The sequence below is a fragment of the Cupriavidus sp. FW306-01-F10A genome (genome assembly GCF_058782785.1).
The window spans coordinates 66,974-81,210 of sequence record NZ_JBYSYA010000003.1 but is presented as its reverse complement, the minus strand read 5'-3'; the positions used below and the strand labels follow the sequence as shown (position 1 = coordinate 81,210).

General features: G+C 68.6%; 12 protein-coding genes. 5 read left to right on the top strand and 7 right to left on the bottom strand.

The genetic code is table 11. From position 1 onward, the window contains the following. Positions 1 to 8 precede the first annotated feature (8 nt). The gene (locus tag AC3WLF_RS05890; protein WP_035820831.1) at positions 9 to 323 is read right to left on the bottom strand and encodes a FeoA family protein; all 315 of its coding nucleotides are present in this window, start codon (positions 321 to 323) and stop codon (positions 9 to 11) included. A 468-nt stretch (positions 324 to 791) separates the two neighbouring features. After that, positions 792 to 1,712, bottom strand: coding sequence for a LysR family transcriptional regulator (locus AC3WLF_RS05885; protein ID WP_492357944.1), 921 nt, complete (start codon positions 1,710 to 1,712; stop codon positions 792 to 794). A gap of 120 nt (positions 1,713 to 1,832) precedes the next feature. Between AC3WLF_RS05885 and AC3WLF_RS05880 the strand changes: the two genes are divergently transcribed. From AC3WLF_RS05880 to AC3WLF_RS05870, 3 genes are all read left to right on the top strand, one after another. Then, complete coding sequence (locus tag AC3WLF_RS05880; protein WP_492319327.1) at positions 1,833 to 3,629, top strand: acyl-CoA dehydrogenase family protein; 1,797 nt, start codon at positions 1,833 to 1,835, stop codon at positions 3,627 to 3,629. An 82-nt stretch (positions 3,630 to 3,711) separates the two neighbouring features. After that, positions 3,712 to 4,686, top strand: coding sequence for a Bug family tripartite tricarboxylate transporter substrate binding protein (locus AC3WLF_RS05875; protein ID WP_013951795.1), 975 nt, complete (start codon positions 3,712 to 3,714; stop codon positions 4,684 to 4,686). 20 nt (positions 4,687 to 4,706) lie between these two features. Next, the gene (locus AC3WLF_RS05870; protein WP_492319326.1) at positions 4,707 to 5,828 is read left to right on the top strand and encodes a CaiB/BaiF CoA transferase family protein; all 1,122 of its coding nucleotides are present in this window, start codon (positions 4,707 to 4,709) and stop codon (positions 5,826 to 5,828) included. A gap of 73 nt (positions 5,829 to 5,901) precedes the next feature. On the opposite strand, the gene AC3WLF_RS05865 is transcribed toward AC3WLF_RS05870, so the two are convergent. The 4 genes from AC3WLF_RS05865 to AC3WLF_RS05850 form a co-directional block, all read right to left on the bottom strand. Continuing rightward, positions 5,902 to 7,611 (bottom strand): lactate permease LctP family transporter, encoded by a 1,710-nt coding sequence (locus AC3WLF_RS05865; RefSeq protein ID WP_492319325.1) that lies wholly within the window; start codon positions 7,609 to 7,611, stop codon positions 5,902 to 5,904. A gap of 172 nt (positions 7,612 to 7,783) precedes the next feature. Beyond that, a complete protein-coding gene (locus AC3WLF_RS05860; protein ID WP_492353280.1) occupies positions 7,784 to 9,229 on the bottom strand; it encodes a LutB/LldF family L-lactate oxidation iron-sulfur protein in 1,446 nt (481 codons plus the stop codon). After that, positions 9,226 to 9,927, bottom strand: coding sequence for a LutC/YkgG family protein (locus AC3WLF_RS05855; RefSeq protein WP_492319324.1), 702 nt, complete (start codon positions 9,925 to 9,927; stop codon positions 9,226 to 9,228). Before AC3WLF_RS05855 ends, AC3WLF_RS05860 begins: the two co-directional genes overlap by 4 nt. Continuing rightward, on the bottom strand, positions 9,924 to 10,706 hold the full coding sequence (locus tag AC3WLF_RS05850; RefSeq protein WP_492319323.1) for a (Fe-S)-binding protein: 783 nt from the start codon (positions 10,704 to 10,706) through the stop codon (positions 9,924 to 9,926). The genes AC3WLF_RS05855 and AC3WLF_RS05850 overlap by 4 nt, the downstream gene beginning before the upstream one ends. A 180-nt stretch (positions 10,707 to 10,886) precedes the next feature. On the opposite strand from AC3WLF_RS05850, the gene AC3WLF_RS05845 reads away from it, so the two are divergent. Continuing rightward, positions 10,887 to 11,558: a FadR/GntR family transcriptional regulator gene (locus AC3WLF_RS05845; protein ID WP_010814059.1), complete on the top strand. Its 672-nt coding sequence runs from the start codon at positions 10,887 to 10,889 to the stop codon at positions 11,556 to 11,558. Between the two features lie 45 nt (positions 11,559 to 11,603). Here the strand turns inward: AC3WLF_RS05845 and AC3WLF_RS05840 are convergent, their stop codons facing one another. Next, complete coding sequence (locus AC3WLF_RS05840; RefSeq protein ID WP_492319322.1) at positions 11,604 to 12,641, bottom strand: AI-2E family transporter; 1,038 nt, start codon at positions 12,639 to 12,641, stop codon at positions 11,604 to 11,606. Positions 12,642 to 12,845: 204 nt separating this feature from the next. Between AC3WLF_RS05840 and AC3WLF_RS05835 the strand changes: the two genes are divergently transcribed. Next, the gene (locus tag AC3WLF_RS05835) at positions 12,846 to 14,228 is read left to right on the top strand and encodes an ethanolamine ammonia-lyase subunit EutB (RefSeq protein ID WP_492319321.1); all 1,383 of its coding nucleotides are present in this window, start codon (positions 12,846 to 12,848) and stop codon (positions 14,226 to 14,228) included. Positions 14,229 to 14,237 lie beyond the last annotated feature (9 nt).

Below are 14,237 nucleotides of genomic sequence, written 5' to 3'. Positions count from 1 at the left end.
GGGAAGGCTCAGGCAGTCCGTTTTGCGGACGGTTTGGCGGTCTGGTCGCCGCCCTGCGTGGCGGGGGCGATGCTGGTGACCGAGGCGCTGGCGACCTCTACGCCGATGCGTGCCGCTTCCGAGCGGCGCAGCGCAAAGCGGGTGAAGCCTACCTGTGCCACCAGCGGGTCCATGCCGAAGGGGCCGTAGGCGATGATCTGCACGGCTTCACCGGGGACGAAGCCCAGTTCGCGCAGGCGGCGCGCGACCGGGTCTCCCGGGGTGGCGTCGTCCACCGATTGCACAACGGCGGGCGTGCGCCGTGGAAGTTCAGACAACCGCATCATGCTTCCAGTCCGTGGCGCGGTCTGCCGCCAAGCGGTCAGCGCGACCACGCCGGGGTGTGTAAATGAAAATCGTTTTCATTGTATCGTAATTGAGGCATGGCGTTGCCCCCTCAAAGGGCGGGCACGCCGGCCTGCTGCCGCCGTCATTGCGCCGCAGGAAGCAAATGATAACCGTTCGGGGTGTGGGGGCTGGGGATGCGCGGGGCGGGTCATGCTGCCTCGGCAACGTTTCCCGGGCCTAGCGTCACGCGCGAGCGGTGCCGCAGGGGGCTGGTAGAAGTGTAGAAGGCTGCGCATGAATTCAGCCCGATGCAGCGCAGTTCGGCTTTGCGAAGCCGAATGCAACCAGCTTCATGCAGTGCCGGTCAATTACTGCATTTGCGTTATTGGATGCCGTAAGCGGCCAGGGTTAAGCTTCAGGCACGCTGAACACCCCGTTCCACGCGTACTTCACAAGCCATCGGTCTATGGACCGGTGGCTTTTTCTTTGTGGCTGCCTTGGGCGGCGGCTGTCATCTCCCGCACCATGCCGACGAAATGGTCGCGCGCCGGATGGTCCGGCGCCGTCTTCCACGCGCAGTAGACCTCCGAGCGCACCGACGCGTCGGCCAGTGGCCGGAACGCGGCCCCGGCCATGCCGGAGCGCGCCAGCGCCGCCGGCACCACCGCCACGCCCATCCCCTGCGACACCAGCGACACCACCGACAGCCAGTGCCGGACTTCATGCCGGATCTGCGGGTAGAAGCCCTGCGCGGCGCACATGTCGAAGATGCGGCTGTAGTAGTCCGGCGACGCCTTGCGCGAGAACAGCACGAATGGCTCGCCGCGCAATGCCGCCAGCGGCAACTCCGGCAGCGCGGCCAGCGCATGGTCGGCCGGCAGGCAGCAGACAAAGGGCTCGCTGTGCACCAGCGTTGCCTGCAGCGTGTCCGGCACGCGGCCGCTGTGGATAAAGGCGGCGTCGAGCTCGTCATGCAGCAGCGCGTCGATCTGCTCCTGTGAGTTGAGCTCGGTCAGCGCCACCTGGATGCCGGGATAGGCCGCCTGGAACGCGCGCAGCGTCTGCGGCAGCCCGCGATACAGCATCGAGCCGACAAAGCCCACCCGCAGCCGCCCGACCGCGCCCGCCTCGATCTCGCGTGCCAGCACCCGCGCCGCCTCGGCCTGCGCCAGCAGCGCCGTGGCCGATTCGCGGAAGGCGCGCCCGGCCGCGGTCAGCCGCACGCCGCGGCTGTCGCGGTCGAACAGCCGCGCCCCGACCGAGGCCTCCAGCTGCTGGATATTGAGCGACAGCGGCGGCTGGGAAATGGCAAGCCGGCGCGCGGCCCGGCCGAAGTGCAGTTCCTCGGCCAGCACGAGGAAGTAACGCAGGTGGCGGAATTCCATGGCGATACAGAAATTATATTGATCAAGCCAATTTTAGAATTAGACGCGAATCTTTGGGGTTCCAATAATGGAGGCCAAAGGGGCCGCAAGTCGGCACCAGCCAATTCCAGGAGACCAGCCATGCCGTCCAGCGCCGTGCGCGACACCACACTTCAAGCCCAATCCGCCGCACCGGCCGCTGCCCACCCGGTACCGGACCGCCAGGGCGGCAGCCTGTTTGCCGCCGACCCGGACCTGCGCGCGCTGCTGCCGCTCTACCTGCCGTCCGACCTGTTCAAGCACCTGCTGCCGCACCTGGAACGCATGGGTGCGCTGGCCGGCGGCGTGCTCGACGAACTGGCCGGCGTGGCCGACCGCCATCCCCCCGAACTCAGCTACCGCACCCGCGCGGGCGTGGACGCGCAGCGCATCGACAAGCATCCGGCCTATGTGGAGATGGAGCGCGTGGCCTTTGCCGAATTCGGCCTGGCGGCGGCGTCGCACCGCAGTGGCGTGCTGGGCTGGGACAAGCCCATGCCGCCTGCGGCTAAGTACGCACTCACATATCTGTTTGTGCAGGCCGAGTTCGGCCTGTGCTGCCCGCTTTCGATGACCGATTCGCTGACGCGCACGCTGCGCAAGTTCGGCGACCCGGCGCTGGTCGGGCGCTACCTGCCCAACCTGACCACCCAGGTGTTCGATGATCTGTACCAGGGCGCGATGTTCATGACCGAGCAGGGCGCCGGCTCCGACGTCGCCGCCACCGCCACCCGCGCGGTGCGCGACGCTTCGGCCGAGGGCGGCTGGCGCCTGCTGGGCGACAAGTGGTTCTGCTCCAACCCCGACGCCGCGCTGGCGATGGTGCTGGCGCGCGTGGAGGATGAGGCCGGCATCGCCGTGCCGGGCCACAAGGGCGTGTCGCTGTTCCTGCTGCCGCGCAAGCTGGCCGACGGCAGCGACAACCACTACCGCATCATCCGCCTGAAGGACAAGCTGGGCACGCGCTCGATGGCCAGCGGCGAAATCCGGCTGGAAGGTGCGCATGCCTGGCTGGTCGGCGAACCCGGCCGCGGCTTCGTGCAGATGGCCGACATGATCAACAACTCGCGCCTGTCCAACGGCGTGCGCGCCGCCGGCCTGATGCGCCGCGCGCTGACCGAGGGCCTGTTCATTGCACGCGAGCGCCAGGCGTTCGGCAAGCGCCTGCAGGACATGCCGCTGATGCGCCGCCAGCTGCTCAAGCTGACCCTGCCCACCGAGCAGGCGCGCACCATGGTGTTCCAGACCGCCGAAGCACTGCGCCGCGCCGATGCCGGCGAAGCCGACGCCTACCCGCTGATGCGCATCCTGACGCCGCTGATCAAGTTCCGCGCCTGCCGCGACGCGCGCAAGGTCACCGGCGACGCCATGGAGATCCGCGGCGGCTGCGGCTATATCGAGGAATGGAGCGATCCGCGCCTGGTGCGCGATGCCCATCTCGGCTCGATCTGGGAAGGCACCAGCAATATCGTCGCGCTTGACGTGCTGCGCGCGGTCCGCCGTGAAGGCGCGCTGCCGGTACTGCAGGCACACCTGGCCGGCCTGCTGGCCGATACGCCGATGCATGCGGCGGCGCGTGCCGTGTTCGAAGGCGCCATCGCCGCCGCTGCGAAGCTGGCCGCGCAAGCCGCTGATGCCGGCGCCGACGGCGAACTGCTGGCGCGCCAGGCGGCCTCGGCGCTGTACCACGTCACCAGCGCGGTGGCGATGGCCTGGGAGGCCGGGCGCATCGGCTCGGTGCGCCGCATGCGGCTGGCGCAGCTGGTGTTGCGCCACCGCGTGCTGCCGCAGGACCCGCTGGCCGCACAGGCCGAGCCCGAGTGGCTGGCCGAGACCGTCGCGCCGGCTGACGGCACCGTGCGCGCCGCCGGCGCGGTCGACCAGGTCAACGTGTTCTGACCGGATCCACGTCCGGCACCAATCCCCCCGCAACACCATCCCGCCACCAGCGGGAGACGTCCTATACCCAGGAGACAACGCCATGAAACTCTGGCACCGCGTAGCGGCCATCGCCGCCTGCTCGCTCTGTATTGCCCCCGCCTTCGCGCAGAAGGACTTTCCGTCCAAGCCGATCATGATGGTCGTCACCTACCCGCCGGGCGGCCCCACCGATGCCATGGCGCGCACGCTTGCCGCCGCGCTCAAGACCAGCCTGGGCCAGCCGGTGGTGGTGGAAAACCGCGCCGGCGCCGGCGGCAATATCGGCGCCGAGGTGGTGGCGCGCGCCGAGCCCGACGGCTACACGCTGATGTTCGGCACTTCGGCGCCGCTGGCGATCAACGTCAGCCTGTACCGCAAGATCAACTACGACCCGGTCAAGAGCTTCGCGCCGGTGATCCAGATCGGCCAGCTGCCCAATGTGCTGGTGGTCAACCCGTCCGTGCCGGCGAAGAACGTCACGGAGCTGATCGCCTATGGCAAGGCGCACCCGGGCAAGCTGACCTATGCCTCGTCCGGCAACGGCGCCTCATCGCACCTGGCCGGGGTGCTGTTCAACAACGTCACCGGCACCGATTTCCAGCACATCCCGTACAAGGGCACCGGCCCCGCACTGAACGACCTGCTGGGCGGGCAGGTCAGCATGACCTTCACCGACGTGCTGACCGCGATGCCCTTCATCAAGAGCGGCAAGGTGCGCGCGCTGGGCGTCACCACCAAGGCGCGCTCGCAGGCGCTGCCGGACGTGCCGACCGTGGCCGAGCAGGGCGTGCCAGGTTTCGATGTATCGGTGTTCTTCGGCGTGGTCGCACCCGCCGGCACGCCGCCCGAAGTGATCGGCAAGCTCAACCGCGCCTTTGCCGATGCGCTCAAGCAGCCCGAGGTGCGCAAGACCCTGCAGGCGCAGGGCCTCGAGTTCGCGCCGTCGACCACGCCCGAGCAGCTTGGCGGCTTCGTCAAGGCCGAGGTCGGCAAGTGGCGCGCCGTGGTGCAGAAGTCCGGCGCCCAGCTCGACTGAACCGCACAGGAAAACCAGCCATGACCCAAACCAGTCCCGGCGCGCTCGCCGGCATCCGCGTGGTCGACCTGTCGCGCATCCTGGGCGGCCCATACTGCGGCCAGATCCTGGGCGACCACGGCGCCGACGTGCTCAAGATCGAACCGCCGCAGGGCGACGACACCCGCACCTGGGGGCCGCCGTTCAAGGACGGCGTGGCCTCTTACTACTTCGGCCTGAACCGCAACAAGCGCGTGATGCGGCTGGACCTGACCGCCGAGGCCGATCGTGAGGTCCTGCTTGCGCTGCTGGCCGAGGCCGACGTGCTGGTCGAGAACTTCAAGACCGGCACCATGGAGAAGTGGGGGCTGGGCTACGACACGCTGTCCGCGCGCTTCCCGCGGCTGGTCCATTGCCGCGTGTCCGGCTTCGGCGCCGATGGCCCGCTGGGCGGCCTGCCCGGCTACGACGCCGCCATCCAGGCCATGTCCGGCATCATGAGCATCAACGGCGAGGCCGATGGCGATCCGCTGCGAGTGGGTTTGCCGGTGGTGGACATGGTGACCGGCCTGAACGCCGTGATCGGCGTGCTGCTGGCACTGCAGGAGCGCGCGCGCAGCGGGCGCGGCCAGTTCGTCGAGGCCGCGCTCTATGACTCCGGCCTGTCGCTGCTGCATCCGCATGCGGCCAACTGGTTCATGAGCGGCAAGACGCCGCAGCGCACCGGCAATGCGCATCCCAACATCTACCCGTACGACACGGTGGCGACCGCCACCGACCCGATCTTCCTGGCGGTGGGCAACGACCGGCAGTTTCGCATCCTGTGCGAGCACCTGCGGCTGCCTGCGCTGGCCGATGACGAGCGCTATGCCACCGCGGGCGCGCGCTCGGTGAATCGCGTGGCGCTGAAGGCGGAACTGGAAGCCAGGCTGTGCGAGTTCGATGGCAAGGTGCTCGCCGACGAGCTGGTGGCCGCGGGCGTGCCCTGCGCGCCGGTGCTGTCCGTGGCTGATGCCTTGCAGCATCCGCATACGCAGCACTGCGAGATGGTGGTGGAGATGGAGGGTGGCTACCAAGGGCTGGGTGCGCCGGTCAAGCTGAGCCGGACGCCGGCGACGTACAGGTATGCGCCGCTCACCGAAGGGGACGAGTTCCTGGATTAGACGCGACGTTGCCGCGCGGCAAACGAAAAGGCGGCCATATGGCCGCCGTTCTTCATTGATTCCTGCTACCCCATCACCCCGGGATCATCCCCGGCAACAGGTAAGCCTGCACCACCGTCATGATGCCGATGATCACGGCAAACAGTAGGCTGTGCTTGACCGTGAAGCGGAACAGCTCCGACTCCTTGCCCACCAGCCCGGTCGCCGCGCAGGCCACGGCGATCGATTGCGGCGAGATCATCTTGGCCGTGACGCCGCCGGTGGTGTTGGCGGCGACCAGCAGCGTGTCCGACACGCCGATCTGGTGCGCCGTGGTGTTCTGCAGCGCGCAGAACAGTGCATTGGACGAAGTGTCCGAACCGGTCAGGAACACCCCCAGCCAGCCCAGGAACGGCGAGAAGAACGGGAAGGCCGCGCCGGTGCCGGCCAGCAGCAGCGCCAGTGTCGACGACATGCCGGAGTAGTTGGCGACAAAGGCGAACGCCAGCACCAGGCCGATCGACAGCACTGGGCGCGCCAGTTCCACCAGGGTCTCGGCAAAGGTGGCCAGCAGCGTGCGCGGCTTCATGCGCAGCAGCACCGCCGAGATCAGCGCGGTCAGCAGGATGGCGGTGCCGACGGCGGAGAGCAGGTCGAGCTTCAGCACCGCGTCATAGGCCTTGGGCGTGGCCACGATCGGCGCGGCCTTGATCACCATCTGGTCCAGGCCCGGGATCTTGAACTTCAGCACCGTGCCCGCCAGCGCGCCATTGGCGGCAAACAGCGCCTTGAACGGCTGCAGGCTCCACACCGTGACGATCGCGGTCAGGATGCCGAACGGCGCCCACGCGCGCAGCGTCTGCGCCAGGGTGTAGGGCGAAGCCTTGCGGCTGGACATCGCACCGCCGAAACCGCCGCCGAAACCGCCGCCGAAGCCCGCCAGCGCGACGGTGCCGCCGCTGACATTGCCGGCACGCTGCGACGCGTTGCGCGGTTGCCATACCTTCAGGAACGCGGCCAGCGACACCAGGCTGACCAGCGCCGAGGTGATGTCCGGCAGCTCGGGCCCGATATGGTTGGAGGTGAAGTACTGCGTCACGGCAAAGCTGCCGCCGCACACCAGCGCCGCCGGCCAGGTTTCGCGCACGCCCTTGGCGCCGTCCATCATGAACACCAGCCAGAACGGCACCAGCAGCGACAGCAGCGGCAGCTGGCGTCCGGCCATGGCGCCGATATGGAAAGGATCGATGCCCGTCACCTGTCCGGCCACGATGATGGGGATGCCCATCGCGCCGAATGCCACCGGCGCGGTATTGGCGATCAGGCACAGGCCCGCCGCATACAGCGGGTTGAAGCCCAGGCCCACCAGCAGCGCAGCGGTGATCGCCACCGGCGCGCCGAAGCCCGCCGCGCCTTCCAGGAAGGCGCCGAAGGCAAAGCCGATCAGCAGCATCTGCAGGCGCTGGTCGTCGGTGATCGACAGCACCGAGGCGCGGATCACGTCGAACTGGCCGGTCTTGACCACGATCTTGTAGAGGAACACCGCGGTCACGATGATCCACGCGATCGGCCACAGCCCATAGGCAAAGCCGAAGCCGGCCGAGGCCAGCGCCTGCTGCGCGGGCATGCCGTAGGCGAAGATCGCCACGGCCAGCGCCAATAGCAGCGTCACGGCCGCGGCGACATGGCCCTTCATGCGCCAGACGGCCAGCGCAATGAAGAAGAACAGGATGGGAATGGCTGCCGCCAGCGACGACAGCCACAGGCTGCCCAGCGGTGTATAGATTTGGGTCCAGGGTTGCACGGTTAGTCTCCTGCTTTGGTGGTGTTTCGGGAAATCTCTGTCTTGTTGGTGAGGACTGCGGGCATCGCAATATCGCGGGCCTTGAAACTCCCGCTTGTTCGCTCCCTCTCCCGCTTGCGGGAGAGGGAGCACGCCGGCGGTATGGGAAGGTTTGTGGTGCTGGCCGGCGCTCCTACTCCGGCTGCCCCTTCTCTTTCAGCAAATCCGCCAGGCTCTTCGCCGCCGGCTTCAGCGGCGTGCGGTGCTGCGTCCAGCCCATCTGCTTCGACGGCGTCAGCGCGCGCAGCCGCGTGGCGGCCCAGCGGAACAGCCGGTACGTTGCCGGGTGCGAATACGCGCCGCTCCAGAAGCGCCACACCAGGTGCTCGCCGCGGCTGTACTTGGCGCCCTGGCCGCGCAGCGGGTTGGCGACCTGCTCTTCCGGATCGCGGTTGGCCTCGGTGCGCAGGCGCACCAGCAATTGCGGGATCGGGATGCGCACCGGGCACACTTCGCCGCAGGCGCCGCACAGGCTCGACGCGGTGGCCAGGTCGGCGGTGGCATCCAGCCCCAGCAGGTGCGGCGAGATGATCTTGCCGATGGGGCCGGGATAGGTCGTGCCATAGGCATGGCCACCGATGCGCGTGTAGACCGGGCAATGGTTCATGCATGCGCCGCAGCGGATGCATTGCAGCGTCGCGCGCAGCTGCGTGTCGGCATAGGCCTGGGTGCGGCCGTTGTCGAGCAGCACCAGGTGGACCTCGCGCGGGCCGTCGCGCTCGCCCGCGCGGCGCGGCCCGGAGATCAGGTTGAAGTAGGTGGTGATGGCCTGCCCGGTGGCCGAGCGCGTCAGCAGCGTGGACAGCGGCACGATGTGTTCCAGCCGGGCCACGACCTTCTCCATGCCCATGATGGCGATATGCACGTCGGGCACGGTGGTGGAAAGCCGGCCGTTGCCTTCGTTCTCCACCAGCCACAGCGTGCCGGTGTCCGCGGCGGCGAAGTTCACGCCGGACAAGCCGATATCCGCGTCGACAAAGGCTTGGCGCAGCGCACGGCGGCCGGCCTGGATCAGCGCATCGACATCCTCGGTATAGGGCGTGTCGGGGATATGCGCCTGGAACAGCTGCGCGATATCGCCCTTGGTCTTGTGGATCGCCGGCATCACGATATGCGAGGGCTTTTCGCCGGCCAGCTGGACGATGTACTCGCCCATGTCCGACTCGATACAGTCCACCCCGCGCTCGGCCAGGTAATGGTTCAGCTCGATCTCCTCGCTGGCCATCGACTTGCCCTTGATCACGCGCTGCGCCTGCTTCGATGCCGCGATGCGGTGGATGATCGCGTTGGCTTCGTCGGCGTTCTCGGCCCAGTGCACCTGCACCCCGGCGGCGGTGAGCTTTGCCTCCAGCTGCACCAGCAGGTCCGGCAGGTTGGCCAGCGCGTGCTGGCGCACCGCCTCGCCCAGGTCGCGCAGGCGCTCCAGCTCATCCGCGTCGGGGAACTGCGCCAGGCGCTTGCCTTGCAGGAAGTCCATCGCGCCGCGAAAGCTCTGGCGCAGCTTGGGATCGTCCAGCGCTTCGCGGGCGCGTGCCTTGAAGTCCTGCGGCGGAACAAAATTCAGTGTGTGCTGGCTCATTGCCCGGCCTCCGCAGTGTCGGTCTCGATCACGACCCACAGCCGGCGCGGACCATGCGCGCCGTAGGCCAGCGTCTGCTGGATGTCGGAGGTCTTGGACGGGCCGGAGATCAGCACCAGGTTGGTCGGCATGCCGTCGGACCAGCGCTCGGTGCGCGCGGCCATATGCAGGTCGGCGTGCAGCGTCGAGGCGCGCACCAGCGCGACATGCAGCGGCGGCACCAGCGACACCGTGCGTGGCGAGCCCGCATCTGGCGCGACCACCAGCGTGCCGGTGGCGGCAATGCCGGAGCGCGACACGGTGAAGCCGGCATCGATGGTGTCGAACAGCTCCGCCTTCCAGGCTTCGATCGGGCGGTCGTAGCCGATGGCTTCGATATGGGCCGGCAAGGCGGCCGCCAGCGCGGCACCGGCCGTGCTGGCGGGATCAAGCAGCAGGCGCTTCACGCCGGCATTGGCCAGCTCAGTGGCCAGCAATGCCGGCCAGGCCGCTTCGCTGGCGCACCAGACCTCGGCATGCAGGCCTTGCAGTGCCGCCTGCATCGCGTCGACCAGTTCGCCAACGGCTGGCGTGCCGTGGCGGCGTGCCTCGAAATGGCCGTCGATGCGGCGGTCGAGTTCCGCTGTGCCTTGGGAAGGCGCAGGCGCGGCGGCGCGCAGCCGGCCGAGCATGCGTTCGCGGGCGCCGGGCGTGCTCATGCGGCACCTCCGCTACGGCGCCACAGGAAGGTGGCCAGGTGCTCCACCTGCAGCGGGGCGCGGTCATGTGCCGCGGTATGGCCGATATTGAGCAGGCAGCCGCAGTCGGCCGAGACCAGCCGGTCGCAGCCGGTGGCGCAGGCCGAGGCCACCTTGTCGCGCACCATGGCGCCGGAGATATCGGGATGCTTGAGCGAGAAGGTGCCGCCGAAGCCGCAGCATTCTGATTCGCGTTCATGCTCCACGCGGGTCACGCCCGGCAGCGCGTCGACCAGGGCCACGCCGTGCTGGCGCGTACCCATTTCTCGACGGGCGCCGCACGAGGTATGCAGCACGATGCGCTCCTGCGGCTGGCCCGCCGCTGCGGCATCGCCAAAGTCCACCTTCAGCACATGCAGCAGGAATTCGCCCAGTTCATAGATGCGTCCGGCCAGTTCCAGTGCCTTGGGGCCGGCCACCGGATCGTCGGCAAAGAGCTGCGGCCAGTGGTGGCGCATCATGCCCGCGCACGAGCCCGATGGCACGATCACCGGCCAGGGCTGGCTGAACAGGTCGAGTTGGGCGCGCGCCACCGCACGGGCCGCGTCGGGGTTGCCGCTGCTGTAGGCGGGCTGGCCGCAGCAACTCTGGCCGCGCGGGAAGTGCACGGTGAGCCCTTCGCGTTCAAGCAGCCGCACGGCGTCGAGGCCGGCCTGCGGCACGAACATGTCGACCAGGCAGGTGGCAAACAGGTAGGCCTGCGTGGGGGCAGGGCCGGTGGGGTACTGACGATCCTTCATGTCTCGCTCCGGACGTGCTGGGGTCGCACGTTTCGGCGCATAATTCCCGCTTCCGCGCGGCGGTACAAATTGGTTGGACCAATCTGCGCAACGACGCGCGCAAGCTCAGGAGCGAGGACACACGGCATGACGGCAGCGGCAGTAAGGCACGGGCGCACCCGTGGGCGCGTGGAGTCGGTCATGCGCCGGATCGAGACCGCGCTGCTCGACGGCACCTGGCCGCCCGGCACGCGGCTGCCGGCCGAGCGGGTGCTGGCCGGGCAATACGAGGTCGCGCGCAACACCGTGCGCGAGGCGATCCAGCGCCTCGCCGCGCGCGGCCTGCTGCAGAGCCGGCGCGGTGCCGGGGTCTACGCCACCGACCAGCTGCGCGCCGGCATTGCCTCGCCCTGGGGCCAGCTGGTGGCCGACCACCCCGCACTGCGCGACGACATCCTGGAGTTCCGCCGCGTGCTGGAGGGCGCGACCGCGTATTTTGCGGCGCTGCGCGCGGATGCCGCTGACGTGAAGCGGATCCGCGCCCTGATGGCCGAGCTGGAACGCGCGCGCGCCGCCGACGACAAGCAGGCAGAGGCCGATGCCGATGCGCAGCTGCACGACGCCATTGCCCAGGCCTCGCACAACACCATGTTCCTGCACCTGCATACCAGCGTGATCGGCATGCTGCGCGAGCACATCACCATCAATGGCACCGGCCTGCGCGAACAGGACGACGGCGCGTCAGACCTGCTGCTGCTGCAGCACCGCACGCTGTGCGATGCGATTTGCGCGCGGCGCCCGGAAGAGGCGCGCACCGCCATGCAGACCCATATCGACTTCGTGCGCAGCCGGGTGGAGCAGGACGGCGCCTGAGCAGGTATTGGTCCTACCAGCGCCGCGGCGAGCCGGCTGCGGCACTCAGATCAGTCCGGCGCCGGCCAGTTCCCGCTTCAGGTAGGCATAGAAGATCGGTCCGGCGATCACGCCCGGGATGCCGAACAGCGTTTCCATCAGCAGCATCACCATCAGCAGTTCCCACGCCGCGGCCTGGATGCGCGCACCGATGATGCGCGCGTTCAGGAAGTACTCCAGCTTGTGGATCACCACCAGGAACACCAGCGACGCCACCGCGATCGGCAGCGACACCGACAGGGAGGCCACCACGATGGCGGTATTGGAAATCAGGTTGCCCAGCACCGGCAGCAGCCCGGCAACGAAGGTGATCACCACCAGCGTCTTGGTCAGCGGCAGGTGCACGCCAAAGAGCGGCAGCACCAGCAGCAGGTAGATCGCCGTCAGCACGGTGTTGATGGTGGAGATCTGGATCTGCGCGAAGATGAACTGCGAGAACGCCTGCTGCAGCGCGCGTGCGCGCGCCACCAGCGCCGCGGCCAGCGGCCGGCGATTGGGCCGAACCACCGCGCGATACAGCGCCACCATCGCGCCGATCACCAGCCCGATCAGGATATGCACCAGCGTGCGCAGCACCTCGGCGCCCAGCTTCTGCGCCATCGCGGCATGCTCGCGCAGCGTCTCGATCAGCGTGTTGGCCAGCTCGTCCACGCCCTTGGGCAGCGCATCGCTAAGCCACGGCGGCATCTGCCCGCGCGAGCGGTCGATGATGTCGGCCACATGGTTGAGCAGCCCGTCCAGGGTATTGCCCTCGCCACTGACAAAGCGCACCAGCAGCCAGCCCGCCAGCGTCAGCCCCAGCAGGATCAGCGCCGACAGGATGGCCACGGCCAGGGCGTCGTGGCGCTGGTGCAGGCGCTGCAGGCGCGGCGCCAGCACGTCCACCAGCGAGTACAGCAGCAGCCCGGACAGCAATGCCGCCACCAGGTTGGCGTGGAGCACGGTCCACAGCGCCAGGGCGGTCAGCAGGTAGGCGACGGTGCCGACGCTGTACCACGCGGCCGGCAGCAAGCGCGGGGTGGTGGTCGGGTCGGGGTCTTTCATCGAGGTCTCCGGCATGCAAATTGCTCAAAATTTATTCTGAATTCTCGCCGATCCAGATGTTGTTCCTGAGTCAGGCCGTGTGCGCTGAGGCGATGTTGGCATCACGGCACACGCAAAGGCTGTCTATATTAGGGGGAATCGCGCCCGGCAAGGCGCCCGGCGCACCGCTGTCATCGTTTTCCCCAGAGTCCAGGAACGGAACGCATGGCCTACACCCACACCATCGGCACCCACCGCCACGTCTTTGCCGACCTGCGCACGCTGCTGGCCCGGGCCAGCCCGGCGCGCTCCGGCGACGCGCTGGCGGGCGTTGCCGCGGCCAGCGAGCAGGAGCGGATGGCCGCGCGGCTGGCGCTGGCTGAGGTGCCGCTCAAGCAGTTCCTGACCGAGGCGCTGGTGCCGTACGAGGACGACGAGGTCACGCGCCTGATCCTGGACCGGCATGATGGCGCGGCCTTTGCCGCCATCGGCGCCACTACCGTGGGCGACCTGCGCAACTGGCTGCTGCTGCATGAAACCGACAGCGCCACGCTGGCGCGGGTGGCGCCGGGCATCACCCCGGAGATGGCCGCCGCGGTCAGCAAGCTGATGCGCAACCAGGACCTGGTGGCGGTGGCGCGCAAATGCCAGGTGGTGACGCGCTTTCGCAGCACGGTGGGGCTGCCGGGCCGGCTCTCGGTGCGGCTGCAGCCCAACCACCCGACCGACGATCCCAAGGGCATTGCCGCGTCGATCATCGACGGGCTGCTCTATGGCTGCGGCGATGCCACCATCGGCGTCAACCCGGCTTCGGACAACCTGGGCGCCATCGTCTCGCTGCTGCGCATGATCGACGAGCTGCGCAGCCGCTTCGACATCCCCACGCAATCCTGCGTGCTGACCCACGTCACCAATACCCTGCGCGCGATCGGGCAGGGCGCGCCGGTGGATCTGGTGTTCCAGTCGGTGGCCGGCAGCGAGCGCGCCAACGCGGCCTTCGGCATCAGCCTGGCGCTGCTGGCCGAGGCGCACGACGCCGCGCAGGCGCTGGCGCGCGGCACCGTTGGCGACAACCTGATGTACTTCGAGACCGGGCAGGGCAGCGCACTGTCGGCCAATGCGCACCACGGCGTCGACCAGCAGACCATGGAGGCGCGCGCCTACGCGGTGGCGCGCGCGTTCGCGCCGCTGCTGGTCAATACGGTGGTGGGCTTTATCGGTCCCGAATACCTGTACGACGGCAAGCAGATCATTCGCGCCGGTCTGGAAGACCACTTCTGCGGCAAGCTGATGGGGGTGCCGATGGGCTGCGACGTCTGCTACACCAACCATGCCGAGGCCGACCAGGACGACATGGACACGCTGCTGACGCTGTTCGGCGTGGCCGGCATCAATTTCATCATGGGCGTGCCCGGCGCCGACGACATCATGTTGAACTACCAGAGCACCTCGTTCCACGATGCGCTGTACCTGCGCGAGGTGCTGGGGCTGCGCCCCGCGCCGGAGTTCGAGGCCTGGCTGCAGCGCATGGGCATTGCCGATGCCAGCGGCAGGCTGCTCGAGCCCGCCGCGCGCCAGCCGCTGCTGCAGATGGCCCACAGCCTGTAAGGTGCAGCC